Source organism: Chryseobacterium luteum (assembly GCF_000737785.1).
GTDB lineage: Bacteria > Bacteroidota > Bacteroidia > Flavobacteriales > Weeksellaceae > Chryseobacterium > Chryseobacterium luteum.
The window spans coordinates 1-20,988 of the sequence record NZ_JPRO01000029.1 but is presented as its reverse complement, the minus strand read 5'-3'; the positions used below and the strand labels follow the sequence as shown (position 1 = coordinate 20,988).

The window sequence follows — 20,988 nt, the reverse complement described above, 5'->3', positions numbered from 1 at the left end:
TACTATTTTAATATTTTTTAACAAGAATATTTAACATAATAATAAAGCGGGAAAAAGGCTTATGTTTCAATATTTGCTTTTATTTTACTATATATTATATTCCATAAAAGCAGGATTTTTCATTTAAAAATCTATACTCTTAATTCTGAATAATTTTAACGCAAAGCTTTAATTTTATGATGTTTTATTTTAAGAATACAAAGCGGGAATCAATTAAAATTGATTTGATGAAACTTTGCGGATAAAGGATATAGATACAATAGGAATGAACCTTTTCTTTAAAACCTACTCAGGATTCCCCAATGGATTTTAATGTCATTAAACTTAAAAGGATTGCCGAACTCATTACCATTCGACAGCTGGAAGCTCATCAATCCGATCGGGATAAAGAAGTTGAATCCAAGTCCTACACTGTAAAGTTTAGGTTTGACATTTAGGGATTTGTTGTTGAGCTGGCCGTACTGTCCAAAGAAATCAAAGAATGCCTGGCTTCCAATAAGATAACGGTATTCCAGGCCTGCATAATAATAAAAGTCGGCAGCAAGGGATTTTTCATTGAATCCCCTCATGGAATTCCAGCCCCCGAAACGATACAGTTCATTGGCCGAAAATTCTACCTTAGAATCCATCATGGCTCCTTCCGCTTTTATATTGAGGAAATGATTTCCGGAAATGTGATAATTATGTTCACCGAAGAAATAAAACTGGTTCTGGTTAGCTTTAATATTGTCTTTTGTGTAAGTAGTTGTCAGGTAATCGTAGCCTGCATTGATCCTTGTTTTGTAAAGAAAAAGATCAATATCCGTAGGTTCCGTCATTTCAAACCAGATCCCGAGTCCTTTTTTATTATAATCTTTACCCTGAACATACAGGGTGTCTATGATACTGGAGGATTCCAGCGTTCCTCTAAGTCCGATTTTGTTGCGGTTATTGATATGATAATAAAAGGCAGGAAGGAATTTTACATTTGCGAAAGTAGAATCCTGTCTGAAAATATTGACTTTCAGATTCATCCCTACATTAGATTTAAGGAGATACGGAATGTCAGCCTGAAGGTCAAAGGTCTGCCCTTTGTCCGGGTTTCTCTGCCAGTACAGATTAACAGTTTCAAAACCGTTGAACATATTCCTGAAATTGACGTTCAGGGTTCCGTTCAATGTGAATTTTTCTGTTTTATCGTTTCCGAAACCGATCACCCCGTCAAACGTATTGGTCTTCTTCTTTTCCATAAACAGGTAAATGCTGGTGGAATCTTTGGTGAATAGAGTTTGGGGAGGCCTTTCGAGGGTAACGAAAGCATGGCTTTGAAAATTTTTGCTGATGGACAGAAGATTTTTGTCATCGTAAGTTTTCCCCTTGAATTCCTTTTCCAGATTTTTCATAAACCTTTTAGGAACCCTTTCGTAGCCTTTTACCACAAAATTGTCAATCTTACGTTTATCATTTTTATTGATATCCAGTTCTATGACGGGATATCCATTTTTCTGACCTTTATATTTAGATTTAAGACGGCTGAAAGAATATCCGTCATCAATATATCTTTTGCTGATGCTTTTCTTTGTTGAATCTAAGTTTTTAGTGAAAAAATCTTTTTGGATCTTTAATTTCAGGGCAATGGAGTCGGAAAGATCTACATAAGTTTCATTGAAGTTTTTTCCTTTATCATAGAAAATTTCCGTACTGTCGCCTTTCACTTTCACCTCTTTCAGCCTAGTGAAGAAGTAATTGCTTTGTGATAAGGAATCCAGAAATTTTGCTGCAGAAACGGAGTCATTTACCTTTTTTCTGACATTGGTTTCCATATCGATAAGCCAATACTGCTTCTTCTGCGCTTGTACAAAAACGCAGAACAGGATAAAAAATATTTTTAGAAATAACTTCAATGTTCAATTTATATAAACCATTAATGGAGCTTGCTTAATCGTTCTTAACAACTCAATACATCTCAACGGTTTAATAGCAGATTTATAATTTTTTTAATAACTGAAATTAATCCAGTTTATTATATTTTTTCATCAGATTCTCGTAGGTTCCCTGGGGAAGGATCCATTTCAGCGGAACTCCGATTTTTTGTCCGAATTTACCGAAATAATAATGAGCTTTCCATTTATTTTTATCCAGAAGCTTTTCAACGTACTCTGCCACCTCAAGGGGTTCGGTTCCGTCGCCCACATGGGAGTTCATTAAGGTATAAACTTTATCAAATATATTTTTGTAAGGTTCGGAAACCTGTGTTTTTACTCTGTTCTCTGCAATATTTGTTTTGATATCGCCAAGATGCAGTGAGCACACATTGATATTCCATGGGTACACTTCATACCTCATGGCTTCGGTTACTTTATCCAAAGCAGATTTGGAAGCTGAGTAAAAGCCCCGGAACGGCAGTCCCATTTCACTTCCGATACTGGAAATATTGATGATCTTTCCGAACTTATGTTCACGCATTTTCGGCAGAACGGCACTCATCATCTGGACGGCACCTACAAGATTCAGGTTGAACAGCTTTAAAATGTCTTCCTTAGTAGAATCTTCCACAGCACCTACCATTCCCATTCCTGCATTATTGATCAGCACATCGATCCTTGATTCTGTTTTTAAAACTTCAGCGATGGCATTCTGAACGGCTGTGTTGTCGGTAACATCTGTCGGAATAGACCTGAAATACTGGCTCTCCGTATGTTTTCGGCTTAAACCGTATACTTTATGGCCTTTTTTTCCGAAATATTCGGCCAGTACAAAACCTATTCCTGATGAGGTTCCAGTGATGATAATAGTCATTGGATTGTTTATAATTTTAATCTTTTGTTCTTCTTCCGGCTGCTGTGTTTCAGTACAAACCGTATTTTCAGCAAATGTAAAAAAAGAAATAGGAACTCTATTATTTATTGCGGTATAAAATTGTTCAGAAACAAAATCATCAGCTATAATCCCATTTTTCTGCGGCTGTATATAAAAATAGTATTCATAAATTGTGGATAACTCTGTGGATAAGTGTGTGGACAATGTATAAAATAGAATACGCAGGATGAAAATTAAAACTTATTATATTGTTGATTATCAAAGTTTTATTTCTTTTTTTTGAACCGGGGATTTTTAAATTTGTTTTCCACAATCGTGAAATTGTTTAAATTTCCGGATGGATATGATAAAGAATGTTGGATAGTGAAGGACTTTCGGGTAATGTTTTTTTGAAACGTATCAGTAAGTACACACCATAAAAAATTCCCGAAGTTATGCTTCAGGAATTCTTTTATAATTATTCGTTTTCAGTTAGGCCGGTTCACCCGGATTGCCAGGACCATTGTTTCAGCATCTGCTGCCAATAGGAGCGCAATAATAAGCCTGACGTGGAATACAACATCTAAAATATCCTGTCATGCAGATTTGATCACAAGTTTGAATCCCGCCATTGAGATTTTTTAATTCTTTTCTTGAAAGGGTTTTTAAGTTTTTCATAATATTTAGTTTTTGAATGGATTTCCTATTTTATAATATTTTAGGATAACTAGTAATAAATATATGAATTATTTAACAAAATACAGGTGATTTTGTATTGTTTTCTTTCAAAAAGAAATTTTTCAATTACTGAACCTGAAAAAATTGGAAGATATTAAATTTGTAAAAGAGAAGAAAAATTCATCCTGTAATTATTTATGATCCAAAATCCTCTTTGTTTACTTCTGTTTCCTCTAAATTACACATACAGCCTTTGATGGTTTTATAAATTCCTGCAATATCAGTTTCTTTACCTTTGCTGTCGGTTACAGTAACCCCGGTAGACAACGATTCATCTTCTGCATAGTGGCTTCTGAAAAGCAAATATTTGTAGCCGTTATTGGTAAATGATAAATAGTTGAGATCCATTCCTGCATTCTGTTTTCCGCCGCCCCTGTGGTAAGAACTGTATGTAAACTGCTTCCAGCTTTCTTTAGTCCTGGCAGCCGGAAATTCCATTTCTACATGGTTCTTATTTCCAAATCTGTATTGAATATATTCATTCTTTTTGTCTTTAACCAAGGACATGATTTTCCCGTTTTTTGTTTCAAAGGAAAAGATAGTTTCTTCATTAGGCAACAGGTACTGAGCCCAAAAGAACATAGGGATCATCAGTGAAAAAAACAACATATATTTTCTCATCGCATTATTCATTTTAAAATTATTATATTTCCGGATATCAATTCATTATGTCGCCTAAATCCTTCCAGAACATAGGGTAAGATTTTTCCACTACATCCTCATCTTCAATACTAAGTTCTTTTATAAGGCAGAACGGAGCAAAACTCATTGCCATCCTGTGATCCTGGTAGGTTGCGATGGAAATATTTTCTTCCGGTTCCCCGAAACTCACGGACCTGATGGTAAGGTCTGTAATTTCTGTTTCAGTGCCCAGTTTTTTCAGTTCATTATATAAGGCCTGAAGCCTGTCGGTTTCTTTTACTCTTAGAGTTCCCAGTCCGGAAATTTCAAAAGGAATTTTTAAGGCTGCTGCTGTTACACAAAGTGTCTGTGCAATATCCGGGCAGTTATTCATATCCAGGATTATTTTTTCCGGGAAAGAAAAACCGGGTTCCGGCTGGAGCGTGATTTTATGCTCGTCTTCTGTGAAGATGGTTTTGATTCCGAAAAATTCTTCATAAATCTCAGCAATGGCGGAATCTCCCTGAGTAGATTCTTGATAAAAACTTTTCAGGTGGATGGTTTCTCTTCCCAATGCACAGATGGAGTAGAAGTAAGAAGCCGAGCTCCAGTCGCTTTCCACCTCATAATTCACGATTGGTAATTCACCATTCACGTCAAACGGTTCCACTTTAATGGTGTTTCCTTCAAAGCTGTTCTTTATCCCGAATTTTGTCAGGATATCCAATGTCATTTCAATATAAGATCTTGAGGTAACTTCACCAACCAGATTGATTTCCAGTCCGTTTTCAAGCTTCCCGGCAATCAGAAGGAGGGAAGTGATGAACTGGCTGGATATATTGGCCGGAACATTCACCTGCTTTTGTGTGATTTTTTTTCCTGTAATTTTTAAAGGCGGGAAGCCTTCATTTTCTAAATACTCGATTTCTGCGCCTAAGTCTTTCAGGGCACTTACCAGGTTTTTGATCGGTCTTTCCTTCATCCTTTTGGAGCCGGTAAGAATGGTCGTTTTTCCCTCAAAGATGGAATAATAAGAAGCAAGGAAACGCATGGCGGTTCCTGCATGGTGGATGTCTACCGTTTCTGTGTTTTCGGACAAGGCTTTTTTAAGCAGCTGCGTATCCTGTGAATTGGACAGATTTCCGATCTGTATGTTTTTGAATAAACTTTCCAAAATCAACAAACGATTCGAAATACTTTTCGAACCGCTGATCTGAACTGTTTTATCTCCTGATAATTTTGATTTTTCTAACTTCATTGCTGTAAACTTCATTGTTTATAATATACGCTGCCATCCTGGTTGGCATAAGAAAATAGTTTTCCGTCTTTATCAAATAATTGGATAAGATGAAATCCTTCTCTTCCGTAATTTCTTTTTTTAAAGATAGGGAGCATTTCAAAGTTCCCCTTTAATATTTCTTTTTTATTGTTCCCGATTTCCCAAATATTATAGATATTTCCTGTTCTAACAATATAGGTTCCGCACATCGCACAGGAAGATTCAGTGCTTATGATTTCATCATATTTGGGAGGTAAGATCCATTCTTTGGTATTGTTGTTAAAGTAGCCTAACTTACCTTTTTCTTTTACAATGGTGGAGTATTCCGGGGATAGCTCCAAATTTCTAATTTTTAAATGTGGAATTTCAAAAGGTTTTCTACTCCTTGATTCTGTAATTTCTTTTATTTCAGTAATTATATTTTCACTGCTGTTGATAGGCGGGGCTTTTGTCTCATCATGATAGTCCCCTGCTGCTTCAGAGTAAGTGGAATAATAAGAATTAGATGTATAATTTGACGAAGAGGGGATGTCAGCCACGGTTTCACTCGTTATTTTCCCGTCTGAAAAATTGATGGTCAGCATTTTTCCAACAGAATCTTTGTAATATTTAAGGGACAGTGCATTGGGAAAATTTTTATAATCGCTGTCTACTTTTCTTACGCCTTCAAAAAAAGTTTTACTAATTTTTAAGGTCTTCTTATTAAGGACAATTAATGAATACAAACCATTAAGGTCGTTGGTCAGAATTAAAATTTCATCCTTAAGCGCCGGTTTTTTCTCGTTTTCCAGAAAATTAACGAATCTAAATGATGAAGGGAAGACTTTTTTGCCATCCAGTGTGTAGATGTCGGTCAGATTGTTTACATAAGAATCCCGGGGGTATATTTTGTCCGGGTTCTTTAATTTCAACGCTGTGATAAAACCTTTATCTTTACTGAAATAATGATAGTCTGTATCTTTCAGTACAATTTTATTGTTAACGATATAGGTGGTTTTAGCTTCATTTTCAGATGTTTTCCTCACCGCTACGTATTCACCGTTGCTTCCGTAGATCATGATGTCTATAATATCATATTCCGCGGGAATGATCATTTTTCCGGATTCATCTGAAATACCAAACTTGTTACCGACTCTAAAAGGAACAGTCACCTGGCAATAGGATAAGATATAGGTAAAAAGAAAAGTGGCTGCTAAAACTTTTTTCATGTTATTTCAACTTCTCATTATTCTGATGCCGTTCTTTATCCCGGTCAGTCTTAATCTTCATCTTTTTGTCGAAAGCTTCCTGCAGATTCACTCCGGTCTGGTTGGCTAAACATAATGTTACAAACAGTACATCTGCCAGCTCTTCCCCAAGATCTTTGCTTTTATCGCTTTCTTTTTCGCTCTGTTCACCGTATCTTCTGGCGATGATGCGGGCTACTTCACCTACTTCTTCGGTCAGCATAGCCATATTGGTCAGTTCATTAAAATAACGGACTCCAATGTTTTTGATCCATTCGTCTACCTGCTGCTGTAGTTGTGTGATTTCCATTATTGATAGGCTCCAAGAGTAGGGTTGGTTGTTCTGGATACATTCACAATATCAAAAGGTAAGGTTCCTGCTACTGTCAGGTTTCCTTTTCCTCTTGCGGGAGATGTTGTTTTTACCCTCAGGTTCATCTTCGCTGCGAAATAATTAAGGAACTGAGGGTCCTGGTTTTTAATGCTTTGTATGACATTGGTACTGGTGTCAAAATTAAATCCAGCTTCGGATACTCCTGAATATTTGATCAGGGAGTTTTGAATAAGGAATTCAAACTGCTGTCCCGGAGTCTGTTCAAAATTCACAGAATTGTCTCTGTCGGAATATACGATACTGTTTTTTATATCAAGACGCTGAAGCGCGCCCTGTTCTGTAGTTCCCGCTGCATTTTTCCATTCATTGGCTGCTGTAATTCCGTTTCTGTTGAATGATCCCATTGTTTTAGAATAATTCGCAATCGTGGAATGAGTATAGCTGTGATTTCCACCTCTGAAAATCCCGATACAGGATTCACCGCAATTGTTCATGACCAAATTCTTGGCAGTAACCGTTGAACCCACTGCATAAATCCCGTATTCAAAGAAATTATGGATGAATGAGTTGCTGATATTTGCCGTATTCTGTTTCATATCCAGCCCTCTTGTTCCTCCGAAAAGTCTTGCAAAATTCATATTTAATATAGAATTGGGCTCCATACGGATAGAGTTCCAGTTTTTTGGGATGGTATCGTAAAAAGGATCATTTCTGTCTCCGCGCAGGATCACTTCATTGTCAAAAACGCCGTTGATATTTAAAGAAGCTCCGGCTGATACCTTCATGCCGCTGTTCTTGTGGAAATAAACTTTAGTTCCCGGCTGGATATCCAGTGTGATATTAGGATTAATGGTAAGATCTCCGTAGATGATCTTAGCCTTATTGTTATTCCATGTTGTATGGTTAGAGATCACATTTGGATTGCCTGGTGTTTCGATGAAAAATTCTGCGTCCTGAACGACTGAAAATAAAGTCACGTGCTGTTGTCCCGCACCGCTGCTGAAAACAATTTTATCGTCAGCAATGGCTTCAGGGCCGGTAGCTTCAGGAGCGATTTCTACGAAGATATACATGCTGTCTTTCTTTCTCAGCGGTACATCTTTGAAATCATAGCCCGGTTTTCCGTCTACATTAATTCTATATAATGATGAAACTCCCTTTTCCAGATTGATCCTTGGAATTAAAATATCTTTGTCTTCATTATTATATACCTTTACAAAATACGTTTCGGAACGTACCTGATGATAAACGGTATCACAGAATACCGTATCTCTTGAAAAACTTAACTGTTGTGAAGGAGCATCAAAAGTAATATCATCCTTATTGCACGATACTGCCACGAGAAGCATCCAGAAAGAAAAAGCCAGTAATAGTTTGAATTTCATCGAAATTAAAGTTTAAGATTCCAAATTTAACGAAAATACTTTGAATTTCTTATCAATAAAAAATATTGGATTGGGTATTTGGATATTTGAAAAAATGTTGTACTTTTGCAACCTAAAATTAGCAGAGAAATACCATTACTATTTCGGAAGCAAACTTTAATTTTTTAAAAATTGTATTATGAAAAAAGGAATCCACCCAGAAAATTATAGACTTGTTGTTTTCAAAGATATGAGTAACGACGAGGTGTTTCTTTGCAAATCTACTGCAGAAACGAAAGATACTATCGAATTCGAAGGACAAGAGTACCCATTGATCAAAATGGAAATCTCTTCAACTTCTCACCCTTTCTACACTGGTAAAGTGAAATTAGTTGACACTGCAGGTAGAGTTGATAAGTTTATGAACAAATACAAAAAATTCGCTAAGTAATTTTTTGTCACCAAACATACTTAAGTCTTCCAATTTATTGGGAGACTTTTTTTGTTCTACAAGTTAGAAATTAGCCATAGGCAGTATTTTGTTCTCTGTTTGATCAATGGAAATTGTATTTTTACCAAACAGAATAGCAGGTATTCTTAGTGAGACCTCATGAACTAACTTCCAGCTTCTGACATCTCATCTCTATTTCCAGCTATTTTTGTATTTTTGTTCTGAACGGAAATTAGATTCTGGAAGCTGATGGTAAACTTCAAGCTATCTTCCATTCTCTAACTTCTAATCTCTAATCTCTAACTTCTATATTATAATGCAATTAGTATTTTCAGACGCCCAGTACTGGGAAGATTTTCTTCCGCTTACCTTTACCCGTCCTGTTGCCGCAATGCGATGCGGAATCCTTACTTTTTCCGAGCGATGGCAGAAGATCTTAGGAAATACCGAGGTTTCTTATTTTACTGAAAATTATCTTCAGAATAAATTCAAAAATCCCGAAGAAAAAGAAAGTCTTTTCCTAGTTACTAATTTTCTGCCGACCGAAACGGTCATTCAGCAAATCAAAGATCTTAAACAGGGGGAAGCTCTTGTTTACGAAGATGAACTGGTGGCCGCCAGAATTGATATGAAAGGATTTTCGCTGAACCAGATCGAAAAGATGACGGATATAAAGGAAAAATTAACCTTCTTTAAAAAACCGGCAGACTTATTTACTTATAACCACCTTGCAATCGATTTTGATTTCCAGTTGCTGACTGAAGGAAGGACTTCGCAGGAACTGTCTTCCACCAACGGTTTTTTAGGCGATAAAAAAGATCTTTTTATTGAAGAAGGAGCCCAGATAGAATTTTCTACCATCAATACAAAAACAGGAAAGATCTATATCGGTAAAAATGCTGAGGTGATGGAAGGCTGTAACCTCCGCGGGCCCATATCGCTGGGAGAGGATTCCAAGTTTAATTTAGGATCAAAAATTTATGGTGCTACCACAGTGGGTCCTCACTGTAAAGTGGGTGGCGAAGTGAATAATATCATCATATTCGGGTATTCAAGCAAAGGTCATGAAGGTTTTATTGGGAACTCTGTGATCGGTGAATGGTGTAATTTCGGAGCGGATACCAATTCTTCCAATCTTAAAAATAACTACAGCCAGGTCAAACTTTGGAATTACAGAACAAAAGCTTTTGAAGACACAGGACTTCAGTTTGCCGGACTGATTATGGGAGACCATTCTAAAACAGCGATCAATACTCAGTTAAATACAGGAACGGTAATAGGAGTTGCTTCCAATATATTTAAGCCAGGCTTTCCGCCAAACCTTGTTGAGAATTTCTCATGGGGCGGATGCAAGGATGATGAAAGATTTAAGCTGGATAAAGCCTATGAAGTGGCAGAAAGAGCAATGGCAAGAAGAAAAGTGCTGTTAACAGATGAAGATAAAGCTATTTTGAAGTATATTTTTGAAATGTATTAATATTGAAAGCCTCCGAAATGGAGGCTTTTACGTTATTGGATACTGATACTTGTTTATTTCCCACAGATAATTAGGCTTTACTATTTATAAATAGTTTTAATTGTCAATTAAATCTAAAAAAATCTGTGCCATCTGTGAAATCAGTGTAAGAACAAAAAATATCCTTTCCATTAGTCGAAAAGGCTTAATTTATAGTGAGCATTTAAATTTATTTTGCTGACAAATAACGGAAGAGCTACAGTTTTGAAATTATTATTCAGAAAAAGAAAAAAATAGGTAATTTTATAAAAATCATAAAAACCCCTTTATGAGTGGGCTTTTATGAGTATGCGTAAGATAAAAATTAGAAAAACATCACTTTTTTTATAATCTAGTGTAATAGAATTAAGATTTTAATTGTCTTATATATAGAAACAAAACTCATGACCCAAGAAACTTTCAAGAATACGGTGTTTATTCTCAAAGACGAGATGTATCGTTTTGCGAAAAGATTCGTGATGAGCAGTGATGAGGCGGAAGATGTGGTGCAGGATCTGATGATCAAGTTCTGGCAGAAGAAAGAGGAACTAGAAAAGTTTGGAAATTTAAAGTCCTATGCTTTGAAATCTGTCCGGAACGAGTGCCTTAACAGGCTGAAGCACCATGATGTGAGGCAGGGATTTGCAGATTTGCAGCTTCACCGTTCAGAATTGTACAGCATGGATATCAATAATCTGAAGGAGCATATTATAGGGTTTATCAACCAGCTTCCGGAAAAACAGAAAATGGTGATCCATCTGAAAGATGTAGAAGAATACGAAGTCTCGGAAATTTCCGAAATGCTGGAAATGGAAGAAAACGCAGTAAGAGTAAACCTGATGCGGGCGAGACAAAAAGTAAAAGAACAAATATCACAACTGATGAGCTATGAACAAAGATCAATTTCAGAATAAATACGACGAGATATTCCACGATATAAAGGAAGAAAAAATGGACTGGAGCTTTGAAGATTTTCTTCAGAAAGCAGAAGGTGGATCTGCGGACTCCGAAACAAACGGTGGGCCCATCATTCCGCTCCGGAACAATAAACCCTCTTTTCCCAAATGGTTCTGGATGGCAGCCGGATTAGTGCTTCTTTTCAGCATCGGGTTTTTCTTTAATGATTACCGTACTGGTGTTATCGAAAAAGAACAATTGGTAAAAGATGAGGTCTTAAAACAGAAATCAAAATTTATTGAGGAGAATAATGACCATCATGAGCAGGTAGCAGTTAATCATACCGATTCCATTTCCGGGGTCAAAAAAGATTCTGTTTTCCAGGAAAATTCAGTCGCAGAAAAGGATGTGCTGGATGAAATATTGCCGAAAAGAGGAAGACTGAAAAAAGAATCCAGGCCCAGGTTTGTAAGCAACTCCTCATTCAAAAATAATAAAGCTTTGAAAGATTCTACGGGATACAAGGACTCCTACGTCATTGTAAACGGTAAAAGAATCGATAATGTAGATGAGGCTATCAATGTGACTAAATACTCATTCCAGATATTTGCAAATAACGTTAGTGAAAAATTAGTACAGCCTACAGTAGTAGAGGATGATTATTAACAATAAAAAACAGATTATGCTCCTGATCAGGCAACAATAATCAGCTTAAGAAATAAAAATTGACTCATGAAAAAAATATTCATAATATTCGCACTCGCTTTTTCCCACTTCTTTACAGTGTATGGACAACGGGATAAATTCGACATGCTTTTTGACAGATACCAGGAAGTAGAAGGAGTAACCTCTATCAAAATTGCAAAACCTATGTTCGGCATGCTGAGCAGTCTTAATATTGACGACTCCCAGCTGGATCAGATCAAGCCCCTGCTTTCGAAAATCAATGGTTTGAAAATCCTTATTACGGAAAATCCGGAAAATCTTAATACAGCAGAAGGACGTAAAGTTCAGGATAACCTTTCCAGGCTGAGCAAAGATATTTCTGTGTATCTGAAAAATCTTAATTACAATGAGATCATGTCTGTTAACAACTCCGGGACAAAGATAAAATTCCTTTCTTCCGATGCAAAAGACGGAATACTGGATGATCTTCTCTTGAGCATAGATGGAGGAAAGGGAGAAAGCATCCTCGTGATGCTGGACGGAAAACTTTCTATGGATGATCTGAATAAGATTATTAATTCCAGCGAAACCAATACAAATACCAGAACCAATACCATAAGCAACACCAGAAGCAGCCTTACTTCTGAAAGCAATTCCTCTTATCTTAGCGGGGAAGCAAGAAATGTAGGCGAGTTTTCAGGAATTCAGGTAAGTACGGGAGTGAATGTAGTTTTCAAGCAGGAAAGTCCTACCAGTGTAAAAGTGATTGCCGATTCCGATAAACTTCAGTACATCATCACAAAGGTGGAAAACGGGGTTTTGAAAGTCTATGTAGATAATAAAGGAACAAAAAAGTTGAAGTTCAAGAACTTAAGCGTTAACGTTTCTTCCCCAAGAATGGGCAATATCAAGGCCTCTTCGGGAGCAAGCTTCAATGTGGTGAATTCCATAAGAGAAAATAACATGGTTATTGATGTGTCATCCGGAGCTGATGTAAAAGGTGATTTTAAAATCTCCAATACGCTGGATGTCGGCACATCATCCGGAGCCAACATCAGAGCTGGAATTACAGCAGGGAATGTTACGATAAAAGCATCAAGTGGATCCGATGCAGCCTTTGAAGGAAAAGCAGATTCCGGAACAATAGACATCAGCAGCGGTGCAACCTGTAAAGCTGATAATCTGAGGCTGGATAATCTTGAGGCAGAGGCCACATCCGGAGCAAATCTTTCGGTAAACGTTTCTGTAAGACTGAAAGTAAAGGCTTCTTCAGGAGGAACTGTTAAGTATAAAGGAAATCCGGAAATAGAATCGAAGATAAGCAAAACATCCGGAGGTAATTTGAAATCTATCGACTAAAAAATGATGACCATGAAAACTTTAAAAAACATTTTTTTAGGAATCTTTACACTGCTTATCCTTCAGTCATGTATTGTTTCAGGAAAGCCCAATATGGATTTCTTTAAGCAGTCAGGATATGATTTTAAAGGAGCACGATTTGCGAGCTTCAATGTACCAGTATTTATGGTGAAACCTTTTATTAAAAGAGCTTTGAAGGAAGACGGCGAAAATGAAGAAGTCATTGCTTTGGTTAAAAAAGTTTCAAAAATAAAAGTGATGACAGTAGATAACGGAAGCAAAGATATGCTGAATGATTATTCCCGTTATTTAAATGACAATAACTTTGAAGATTGGGCTACCATAAAGCACAACGGCGAAAATGTCAATGTAAGGGTAAAACAGAACGGAGAAACCATTAAAAACATGATGATCACCGTAAATTCAGGTAAAGAACTGGTTTTCGTGGATGTGAAAGGGAGCTTTACAGCAGATGATATTTCAAAAGTGATTAATGCAGCGGCGGATAAATAATCTTGTTCATGCATTTATAAAGATAAAATCAAGTAGTTTCATACTATACTAATTATTTTGTACGATGACCGCTCCTCATAAGAGCGGTTTTTTCATTTAAGTTATTGATTATTAAATTTTATTTAAACTATTGAAAAGGATTTTCATATCTCACTAAAATAGCCTAATTTTGCAAAGAAAGTAAAGATGTCTATTCATAACAAAATTGTAGAGACAGCCATCACTTTCGATGACGTTCTTCTAGTCCCTTCTTATTCCGAAGTTTTACCTAACCAGGTATCATTAAAATCAAGACTTACCGACAAAATTACACTGAATGTTCCGATAGTTTCTGCTGCGATGGATACAGTTACCGAAGGAGATCTCGCTATTGCTCTGGCAAGAGTGGGAGGTTTGGGCTTTATTCATAAGAACATGACGATCGCTGAGCAGGCTGCACAGGTAAACCGTGTAAAACGTTCAGAAAACGGGATGATCTCTGATCCTGTTACCCTTTCAAAAGATCACACGTTGGCTGAAGCAAAGGAAACTATGGCCAAATATAAAATTTCCGGTCTTCCTGTAGTAGATGCAGATAATGTACTGATCGGAATTATCACCAACAGAGATGTAAAATACCAAGAAAATCTGGATATGAAGGTGGAAGAGATCATGACCAAAGAAAACCTCATCACTTCCGATAAAAACACCAACCTTGAAAAGGCTAAGGAAATTCTTCTTAAAAGCAGAGTAGAAAAGCTTCCGATTGTGGATAAAGACAATAAGCTGGTAGGATTAATTACGATTAAGGATATTGACAATCAGTTAGAATACCCGAACTCAAATAAAGATCACAAAGGACGTCTTATCGTAGGCGCCGGAGTAGGTGTCGGAGAAGATACGATGGACAGAATTGCAGCATTGGTAAATGCCGGTGTTGATATCGTGGCCATTGATTCCGCACACGGACATTCCAAGGGAGTTCTGGACAAAATTTCAGAAATCAGAAGAACCTATCCTGATCTGGATATCGTAGGAGGAAATATTGTGACCGCTGAGGCAGCCAAAGATCTTATTGAAGCAGGTGCAAACGTTCTTAAAGTAGGAGTTGGCCCCGGTTCTATCTGTACAACGAGAGTTGTTGCAGGAGTAGGAGTTCCTCAGCTATCTGCTATTTACAATGTTTACGAATATGCAGCATCCCAAAATGTAACGGTAATTGCTGACGGAGGGATTAAGCTTTCCGGAGATATTGTAAAAGCTATTGCAAGTGGGGCAGGAGCCGTAATGCTGGGTTCTCTTTTAGCCGGAACTGATGAAGCTCCGGGAGAGGAAATTATCTTCCAGGGAAGAAAATTCAAATCTTATCAGGGAATGGGAAGCCTTTCCGCTATGAAAAGAGGAGGAAAAGAAAGATATTTCCAGAGTGAAGCTAAAAAATTCGTTCCGGAAGGAATTGAGGGAAGAGTGCCGCACAAAGGAAAGTTAGAAGATGTGATCTTCCAGCTGACCGGAGGTTTAAGAGCAGGTATGGGATACTGTGGAGCTAAAGATATTGAAGCTTTACAGAAAGATACCAAAATGGTGATGATCACCGGAAGCGGATTGAAAGAATCTCACCCGCATGATGTAATTATCACTCAGGAAGCACCGAATTATTCTTTCTAGAATATATTTAAGGATATAAAAATTGAAAAATGCCGTACAAATCTGTATGGCATTTTTTATGGAAATAAGAGCTGATTTATCATAAAATTTTGTCAGCTGATCTTAATATATTTAAATCTTGGCTTTATAACACTGTTCAGAAATCTCCCTTTTGATCTGGCCTCCCTGAATTTTTCAGATATGGATATCGGTACTTTCAGATAATCATAAACAGCTCCGGACTGATAAATGATTCTTAATATTTCAGTCTCCGGAAAATAAATATAGCTGCTGACAACACTTGAGGGCATATAAGATTGTCAGCAAAAAATGTTCCCTAAAAAATAGCCTTCAGAGAATTCCGAAGGCTGTATCAATATTCAATTTAATGCTATAAACATTATCTCTCTCTATTTTTTCACGAATTTAAATTCATGAGATTCGAACTTTTTAGTAGTAATTTTTAAAACATAAACTCCTGCAGATAGATTGGAAACATCGATCTTCTGATCAAATGCACCGGTTCTTATCAGCCTTCCGTCTACATTATAGATTTGTATCGTATGCCCGTTATCAATTCCCGAAATACGGATAATATCCGAAACAGGGTTAGGGAAAATCTGGATCCTGGATTTTGTAACATCCGATGTTGCGAGCGAAGAACTGTGTACATCCCCCGTCATTGTAGAGTTTGCGCCTGTAAGGCTTCCTCCGCACTGTCCGCCTGTTGCTGCTGTATTTTCCATCCATGCTCCAAAAGTATTGCTTGGCGGTCTTGGGCTCACGCTGTTTCCTGTTGCATTATAATACATCAGGATAGGACTGGTAAAGGTCCCGTTTCCTTCATCAGCAAGAAATTCCCATCTGTTAAGGGAGTTATTCCACTGTATTTTAAATTCACATGTTCCTAATCCGCCGCAGGGCTGGCCGTCCACAGGTGTTGTGATATAAATGTTTTTACTATTTGAATCAACTCCTGTTTTGGTGAAAATAAAGTTTTGGTCGTCAAACAGATTGTGACACCCATTGAAAGTGATCGTCTGTGCGGCGACCGAACTCCCAATAGCTATGGCTAATAAGTATAGAGTTTTCATAACTTATTAATTAAAAGATGGATAAATACCCTGTGTGGCAATAATGCATCTCAAGGTAAGGAAAGGCGATCTGTTTTCATGAGGCTGAGATCCTCCTGCCGGATTCACCATAGTAGACTTCATCGTTGTGTTGGCGTTCGCATCAGAATACTCTTTGTCCAGAAGTTTGGTGTCTGCGGGAAGGTTTCCTGTTGGTGTATTCTGGTTTCCTTCAGCGGTTACTGCATTTACGGTATGGCTATGCACTGGCATCTGCATCTGGTTTAATGTAACGGTTTCACTGCCTCCTGTCTCACCCACAACATAATTGTAGACGCTTCCCTGGCCCTGGCCCAGGGAAATAGGGGATCTTCCCCTCATATCAGGTAAGGCAAAAGTACTAATTCCGTTTCCTCCGAAAGTTGTTCCCAGTAAAGAAAAAAGAGCTTGGTTCTGGTTAATAGACATGAGCTGGCCGTTGCATTCTGCCCATCCAACAGGAGTTCTGTTGTAAGGAACAAAAATGATTTGTCCCAGATAAGGATCCATTTGTGCTTTTAAAGTAGGTGTGAATGCACAGCTTACAAGCAGTGTGAAGACTAAAATTAAGTTTTTCATGATGATTAGTTTAAGTGGGGTAAAATTATAAAATATTTCGCATAAACTAATTATAGAAAGAAAAAACCTTTCAAATTAATTGAAAGGTTAGATGTTATTAATGCTAAATGGTATTATTACAGATTTTTTTATCTATTGACCAAGCAACTTATGATATTCTGCAATATGCAGATGCCCTTCTTCTTTGATGCTCACTTCCAAATGGTGCTTTTTCGCGGTCAGGTAGATTTCTTTAGGCAGCATGCTGCCTTTTTTGCTGAGTTCGATACTCATGTTTTTCAGAAGGTCTAAATGAAGAATCAGATCTTCCCTCGTTTTTTTAGCAAGATCCTGCATCAGCTTTTCAATTTTTTTATCCGTAATATTGTGCTGCATACGGTGCGGATAATCTTCTATACTGTAGGTCGCCTGATATTCTTCATCAAATCCGTATTTCCTGATATAATCGGTGGCCAGCATGGTGGCCTGTTCCCGGTCATGGCTTCTTCCTATGCTTGCATTATTTTCTCCAAAGATAATTTCTTCGGCAATACCGCCAGCCAGATAAATCTTAATTCTGTCCAGAATACTTTCCTTCGTATCATGGATCTGATGCGGAAATGTAAATCCAGCGGCATAGCTGCTGGCTACTTTGCTTTTCAGCTGTAATGGAGCAAAACCTGTATAAAGCATATATGAAACGGCATGTCCGCATTCATGAACACTGATGTTGGCTACTGCGTCCTGCTGACTGGCCTGGCGTATACTGTCGATCCGCCCGGTGTAAGGAATCTCAACACTGCGTTTTCCTATTTTTCCAGTGATTGTTTTCTGTTCCAGCAGGTAATCAATTTCAATCGTTTTATCATCATTGATGATGGCTTCAAACAGAAATTTGCTGAGGTTTGTGTCCAGAATGTCAACCACACTGCTGAATACAGGACGTACGCCCTGCACGGGAAAGACTCCGTTTCTATAGATCAGGTCATTGATGTTTTTGCTGATTTTTAAGCTGATGCCAAATTTTGACCTGGTCTTAGTTTTAAGATTATTGATCTCTCTTTGGATGAGCTGCTGAAAATCCTCTGTTTTTAATGAAAAATAAATTAAATGAATATTTCCAAATCTGGCTACCTGTTCCGGGCGGAATTTCCTGGACAGTGCATTTTTTATATCAACAACAGTTATTTTCTTTGTGAATGCATGGTAAATGTTGGCATCTATATCTGCCTCGCTGGTTTCACGGGACATTTGAAAAGCTTCATCCAGATTTCCGCTGATGATGATCAGCATTTTACTGTAGTCTACCGGTTCATAGATTTTTTTCTCCTTCTGCTTCTTTAGGATCAGCTTGATCATGTCTTCTTCCTTCATATCAATGATGCTCATCACATCATCTTCCATGCTGAGGTACTTTTTCAGCTCTTTGGCATCCCAGAGATTCAGGTAAGGATTCTCATCCATTTCGGATTCGCCGTTTATTTTGCGCCGTTCATTTTCTTTTTTACGCAAAAGATACGAGAACAGATAGTGTTCAAGGTCATCGCGCTCCCTTCTGCTCAGCCTTCCATCACTTAAAAGTTCCCAGAAATCAGTAAACTTTGTCTGCGGTACAGGAATCCCGTCGGCATCTATTGTATTAAACCTCTGGATTTCATCAAACAGCACAATGCTTGGTTTTTCGTCATTGAGGCGGTTGCTTTGGAAAATATCAGAAATGCTTTTGCTCCATGAAGTTTCATCGCTGTTGCTCAGTTCGATCTCTACAAAACGGTTTTGGAACTCCAGGAACCGGACCGTTTTTCGTACAAGGTCTGTCTTTCCCACGCCGGTCATTCCCCATAGATTGATCACTACGGGGCGGGTTAGTATTTCCGGCATCAGATACCAGATCTGCAGGTATTCCATTAAATCATCAATAATCTTGTCAATTCCGATGAATTCTTTTTTCAGGAATATTTTGCATGCGTCCAGCTTTTTCTTTTTCTTCCGGATCTCTTCTTTATCAATAATCATGCGTGAAAAATACGCTATTTTTTTAAATTATCCTTAAAATCATCAATTCTGAAATCAGTTAAAGCATTTCCTTTTTCAATTTTTTCTTTAGAGTAAAGCCTGAAATCATTTTCTGTTTTTTCCAGCAGATAATCATAAGGACCGACGTGGGATATTAATTTTACCAGGACCGGAGAAATTTCAAGACAGATAAAAAGTCCCATAATAAATGCCGCGGCCAATCCAATGATTGCTGAATTTTTGCCCAGCTCGTCCAAAGCCTGCAGTCTTGCTGCAAACCCGTTGAATTTGTCCTCAAAGGTTTCCGAGGATTTTCTTTCTGTTTCCAGATTTGTGTAAACTTTGGAGATCTCTTTGTCTAGGTATTCAAGTCTGGGTGCATTCTGCTTCTGAAAATTTTCCAGATCCAGACGACGCTGTTCCTTCAATTCCTGTTTCCGTTTTGCATTGGGGCCATAGCCTTCTTTTCCACTGGTTAGCCCGGACTGCTTGCCAAGGATTTCTTTTTCAAGTTCTACCGTTGCGGAGTCATAAGCTTTCTGATACTGTACGGTTTTTTCGGCAATCTGTTTTTTTTCGGTCTCGAACGGCCCGCTTTGCTGAAGAATCCTGCCGCTCATTTCGCCCTGAAGCTGTTTCTTATTTCGTTGTATTATCGTGTTAAGCTGCTTGTTAACTTCTTTTTCAAAAATTTTAAGCTCCAAAGGTTTAGAAATAATAATCCCTAAAAATGTTGCTAAAACCAGGCGGGGAATAGCCATTAAAATCTGATTCCACCATGTACCTGTTTTTTTGATGGAGGAAACAATATAACGGTCCAGGTTGAAGATCATTAATCCCCACAGGATCCCAAACCCCACAGAAGTCCAGACATTATCAAATACGGTATACATTGCATAGCCTGCAGACAGAGTAGCAAACACGGCAGTGAACAACACGATTCCCCCAATTCCGGAAAATTTATTCCATTCACTCGGGGTCTTTCTTAAAATATGGACGTTTCCTCCGGAACATACCATCAGAAACTTCTGGAACCAGTTTATTTTATGATTCGCTTGATTTATAGTTTGTTGGTTTGTTTTCATAACTGAAAATTTATACAAATGTAATACTAAAAATCATACCAATGTAAAAGATAGTATTATGTTTTGCCAAGTAATTGAATTTTTTAAGTTAAATGATTGATTTTATATTATTTATTGATGAGGATAATTCTTTGCCAAATTATTTTTAACACGACAAGTTCTGTCGCTTTCGCGCAATATCTTTGTTTCATAACAACATTGAAACACCGGTAATTGATAAGATTCATATTAAATCTCATTAACGGGACTTGAAATACGTTAAAAAGTGTTAAATTTGCCGAAAAATTATAAATGAAACTAATATTAAATACACAAACAGATGAATAAACTTTACTCTGGTGCATGTATTCTATGCACAGTTCTTGGATTGTCTGCCCAGGAAGTATTATGGCAGAAAGATATAAAATCATCCACTCAGGATTTTTTAAGCCAGGTGACCGCAACGATCGATCAGCAGTACCTCATTACGGGAAGCTCAATCCAAACATCTAAAATTCAGGATGGAAATAAACAAAATAACGGTTACGATTTTCATATAATCAAATTGAATCAACAGGGACAGGAGGTCTGGGAAAAATACATTTCTGGTCAGAATCATGATTATTTATCTGCTGCTGTTTCTACACAGGACGGAGGTTTTTTACTTTCCGGGACTTCCTATTCCGGAAAAGGTCTGGATAAGAAAGACGACAGCAAAGGTGGATCAGATATCTGGCTCATCCGGCTGAATGAATTCGGGCATGAATTGTGGCAGAAAACAATGGGAAGTTCTTCCGACGAAGAAGCCAGATCGGTCATTCAAACAACCGATCTCGGATTTTTTGTAGCAGGAAATGTTCAGAATTCAGCTAAAGGCTACGGTTCCAAAGA

Annotated in this window: 20 protein-coding genes and 1 pseudogene; 8 read left to right on the top strand and 13 right to left on the bottom strand. The window is 37.6% G+C overall.

The window, feature by feature from the left end; translation table 11 throughout:
* Positions 1 to 278: 278 nt before the first annotated feature.
* From IX38_RS20320 to IX38_RS20290, 8 genes are all read right to left on the bottom strand, one after another.
* Positions 279 to 1,883 carry a BamA/TamA family outer membrane protein gene (locus IX38_RS20320; RefSeq protein WP_051884960.1) on the bottom strand — a complete coding sequence of 535 codons (1,605 nt, stop codon included), beginning with the start codon at positions 1,881 to 1,883 and terminating at the stop codon, positions 279 to 281.
* 106 nt (positions 1,884 to 1,989) lie between these two features.
* Positions 1,990 to 2,778, bottom strand: coding sequence for an SDR family oxidoreductase (locus tag IX38_RS20315; protein WP_034707804.1), 789 nt, complete (start codon positions 2,776 to 2,778; stop codon positions 1,990 to 1,992).
* A 528-nt stretch (positions 2,779 to 3,306) separates the two neighbouring features.
* On the bottom strand, positions 3,307 to 3,456 hold the full coding sequence (locus IX38_RS23590) for a bacteriocin-like protein (RefSeq protein ID WP_449384748.1): 150 nt from the start codon (positions 3,454 to 3,456) through the stop codon (positions 3,307 to 3,309).
* Positions 3,457 to 3,651: 195 nt separating this feature from the next.
* Positions 3,652 to 4,137, bottom strand: coding sequence for a hypothetical protein (locus tag IX38_RS20310; RefSeq protein ID WP_131368736.1), 486 nt, complete (start codon positions 4,135 to 4,137; stop codon positions 3,652 to 3,654).
* Between the two features lie 37 nt (positions 4,138 to 4,174).
* Entirely contained in the window at positions 4,175 to 5,410 is a 1,236-nt protein-coding gene (locus IX38_RS20305) for a 3-phosphoshikimate 1-carboxyvinyltransferase (protein ID WP_034707793.1), read from the bottom strand.
* Positions 5,407 to 6,624 carry a WG repeat-containing protein gene (locus tag IX38_RS20300; protein ID WP_034707792.1) on the bottom strand — a complete coding sequence of 406 codons (1,218 nt, stop codon included), beginning with the start codon at positions 6,622 to 6,624 and terminating at the stop codon, positions 5,407 to 5,409. The genes IX38_RS20305 and IX38_RS20300 overlap by 4 nt, the downstream gene beginning before the upstream one ends.
* Position 6,625: 1 nt before the next feature.
* The gene (locus tag IX38_RS20295) at positions 6,626 to 6,952 is read right to left on the bottom strand and encodes a nucleotide pyrophosphohydrolase (RefSeq protein ID WP_034707791.1); all 327 of its coding nucleotides are present in this window, start codon (positions 6,950 to 6,952) and stop codon (positions 6,626 to 6,628) included.
* Complete coding sequence (locus IX38_RS20290) at positions 6,952 to 8,361, bottom strand: hypothetical protein (RefSeq protein WP_034707790.1); 1,410 nt, start codon at positions 8,359 to 8,361, stop codon at positions 6,952 to 6,954. Before IX38_RS20290 ends, IX38_RS20295 begins: the two co-directional genes overlap by 1 nt.
* A gap of 178 nt (positions 8,362 to 8,539) precedes the next feature.
* On the opposite strand from IX38_RS20290, the gene IX38_RS20285 reads away from it, so the two are divergent.
* The 7 genes from IX38_RS20285 to guaB all read left to right on the top strand — a co-directional run bounded on the left by IX38_RS20285 (position 8,540) and on the right by guaB (position 15,368).
* Positions 8,540 to 8,791: a type B 50S ribosomal protein L31 gene (locus tag IX38_RS20285; protein ID WP_034707789.1), complete on the top strand. Its 252-nt coding sequence runs from the start codon at positions 8,540 to 8,542 to the stop codon at positions 8,789 to 8,791.
* A 316-nt stretch (positions 8,792 to 9,107) separates the two neighbouring features.
* Positions 9,108 to 10,268 carry a GlmU family protein gene (locus IX38_RS20280; RefSeq protein WP_034707788.1) on the top strand — a complete coding sequence of 387 codons (1,161 nt, stop codon included), beginning with the start codon at positions 9,108 to 9,110 and terminating at the stop codon, positions 10,266 to 10,268.
* Positions 10,269 to 10,690: 422 nt separating this feature from the next.
* Positions 10,691 to 11,200, top strand: a complete 510-nt coding sequence (locus tag IX38_RS20275; RefSeq protein ID WP_034707787.1) for an RNA polymerase sigma factor — start codon at positions 10,691 to 10,693, stop codon at positions 11,198 to 11,200.
* On the top strand, positions 11,175 to 11,849 hold the full coding sequence (locus tag IX38_RS20270) for a hypothetical protein (protein ID WP_185097688.1): 675 nt from the start codon (positions 11,175 to 11,177) through the stop codon (positions 11,847 to 11,849). The genes IX38_RS20275 and IX38_RS20270 overlap by 26 nt, the downstream gene beginning before the upstream one ends.
* 66 nt (positions 11,850 to 11,915) lie before the next feature.
* Positions 11,916 to 13,208, top strand: a complete 1,293-nt coding sequence (locus tag IX38_RS20265; RefSeq protein WP_034707786.1) for a DUF4252 domain-containing protein — start codon at positions 11,916 to 11,918, stop codon at positions 13,206 to 13,208.
* 12 nt (positions 13,209 to 13,220) lie between these two features.
* Positions 13,221 to 13,721: a DUF4252 domain-containing protein gene (locus tag IX38_RS20260; protein ID WP_034707802.1), complete on the top strand. Its 501-nt coding sequence runs from the start codon at positions 13,221 to 13,223 to the stop codon at positions 13,719 to 13,721.
* Positions 13,722 to 13,907: 186 nt separating this feature from the next.
* A complete protein-coding gene (guaB, locus tag IX38_RS20255) occupies positions 13,908 to 15,368 on the top strand; it encodes an IMP dehydrogenase (protein ID WP_034707785.1) in 1,461 nt (486 codons plus the stop codon).
* Positions 15,369 to 15,460: 92 nt separating this feature from the next.
* Here the strand turns inward: guaB and IX38_RS20250 are convergent, their stop codons facing one another.
* The 5 genes from IX38_RS20250 to IX38_RS20230 form a co-directional block, all read right to left on the bottom strand.
* Positions 15,461 to 15,658, bottom strand: coding sequence for a KTSC domain-containing protein (locus tag IX38_RS20250; RefSeq protein WP_034707784.1), 198 nt, complete (start codon positions 15,656 to 15,658; stop codon positions 15,461 to 15,463).
* Positions 15,659 to 15,757: 99 nt separating this feature from the next.
* Positions 15,758 to 16,441, bottom strand: coding sequence for a T9SS type A sorting domain-containing protein (locus IX38_RS20245; protein WP_034707783.1), 684 nt, complete (start codon positions 16,439 to 16,441; stop codon positions 15,758 to 15,760).
* A 6-nt stretch (positions 16,442 to 16,447) separates the two neighbouring features.
* A complete protein-coding gene (locus IX38_RS20240) occupies positions 16,448 to 17,038 on the bottom strand; it encodes a phage tail protein (RefSeq protein ID WP_034707782.1) in 591 nt (196 codons plus the stop codon).
* A gap of 132 nt (positions 17,039 to 17,170) precedes the next feature.
* Positions 17,171 to 19,033 carry an AAA family ATPase gene (locus tag IX38_RS20235; RefSeq protein WP_034707781.1) on the bottom strand — a complete coding sequence of 621 codons (1,863 nt, stop codon included), beginning with the start codon at positions 19,031 to 19,033 and terminating at the stop codon, positions 17,171 to 17,173.
* Between the two features lie 14 nt (positions 19,034 to 19,047).
* Positions 19,048 to 20,118, bottom strand: a complete 1,071-nt coding sequence (locus IX38_RS20230) for a DUF4407 domain-containing protein (protein WP_034707780.1) — start codon at positions 20,116 to 20,118, stop codon at positions 19,048 to 19,050.
* Between the two features lie 319 nt (positions 20,119 to 20,437).
* Between IX38_RS20230 and IX38_RS20225 the strand changes: the two are divergent.
* Positions 20,438 to 20,988, top strand: a pseudogene (locus IX38_RS20225) (T9SS type A sorting domain-containing protein); the annotation flags it as partial.

Excerpts from the sequence above, each read along its gene's own strand:
- IX38_RS20315 (WP_034707804.1), bottom strand. The coding sequence starts at position 2,778 with ATGACTATTATCATCACTGGAACCTCATCAGGAATAGGTTTTGTACTG.
- IX38_RS20305 (WP_034707793.1), bottom strand. The coding sequence starts at position 5,410 with ATGAAGTTTACAGCAATGAAGTTAGAAAAATCAAAATTATCAGGAGAT.
- IX38_RS20295 (WP_034707791.1), bottom strand. The coding sequence starts at position 6,952 with ATGGAAATCACACAACTACAGCAGCAGGTAGACGAATGGATCAAAAAC.
- IX38_RS20250 (WP_034707784.1), bottom strand. The coding sequence starts at position 15,658 with ATGCCCTCAAGTGTTGTCAGCAGCTATATTTATTTTCCGGAGACTGAA.
- IX38_RS20310 (WP_131368736.1), bottom strand. The coding sequence starts at position 4,137 with ATGAGAAAATATATGTTGTTTTTTTCACTGATGATCCCTATGTTCTTT.
- IX38_RS20280 (WP_034707788.1), top strand. The coding sequence starts at position 9,108 with ATGCAATTAGTATTTTCAGACGCCCAGTACTGGGAAGATTTTCTTCCG.
- guaB (WP_034707785.1), top strand. The coding sequence starts at position 13,908 with ATGTCTATTCATAACAAAATTGTAGAGACAGCCATCACTTTCGATGAC.
- IX38_RS20290 (WP_034707790.1), bottom strand. The coding sequence starts at position 8,361 with ATGAAATTCAAACTATTACTGGCTTTTTCTTTCTGGATGCTTCTCGTG.
- IX38_RS20235 (WP_034707781.1), bottom strand. The coding sequence starts at position 19,033 with ATGATTATTGATAAAGAAGAGATCCGGAAGAAAAAGAAAAAGCTGGAC.
- IX38_RS20300 (WP_034707792.1), bottom strand. The coding sequence starts at position 6,624 with ATGAAAAAAGTTTTAGCAGCCACTTTTCTTTTTACCTATATCTTATCC.
- IX38_RS23590 (WP_449384748.1), bottom strand. The coding sequence starts at position 3,456 with ATGAAAAACTTAAAAACCCTTTCAAGAAAAGAATTAAAAAATCTCAAT.
- IX38_RS20270 (WP_185097688.1), top strand. The coding sequence starts at position 11,175 with ATGAACAAAGATCAATTTCAGAATAAATACGACGAGATATTCCACGAT.
- IX38_RS20245 (WP_034707783.1), bottom strand. The coding sequence starts at position 16,441 with ATGAAAACTCTATACTTATTAGCCATAGCTATTGGGAGTTCGGTCGCC.
- IX38_RS20230 (WP_034707780.1), bottom strand. The coding sequence starts at position 20,118 with ATGAAAACAAACCAACAAACTATAAATCAAGCGAATCATAAAATAAAC.
- IX38_RS20275 (WP_034707787.1), top strand. The coding sequence starts at position 10,691 with ATGACCCAAGAAACTTTCAAGAATACGGTGTTTATTCTCAAAGACGAG.
- IX38_RS20265 (WP_034707786.1), top strand. The coding sequence starts at position 11,916 with ATGAAAAAAATATTCATAATATTCGCACTCGCTTTTTCCCACTTCTTT.
- IX38_RS20240 (WP_034707782.1), bottom strand. The coding sequence starts at position 17,038 with ATGAAAAACTTAATTTTAGTCTTCACACTGCTTGTAAGCTGTGCATTC.
- IX38_RS20260 (WP_034707802.1), top strand. The coding sequence starts at position 13,221 with ATGAAAACTTTAAAAAACATTTTTTTAGGAATCTTTACACTGCTTATC.
- IX38_RS20285 (WP_034707789.1), top strand. The coding sequence starts at position 8,540 with ATGAAAAAAGGAATCCACCCAGAAAATTATAGACTTGTTGTTTTCAAA.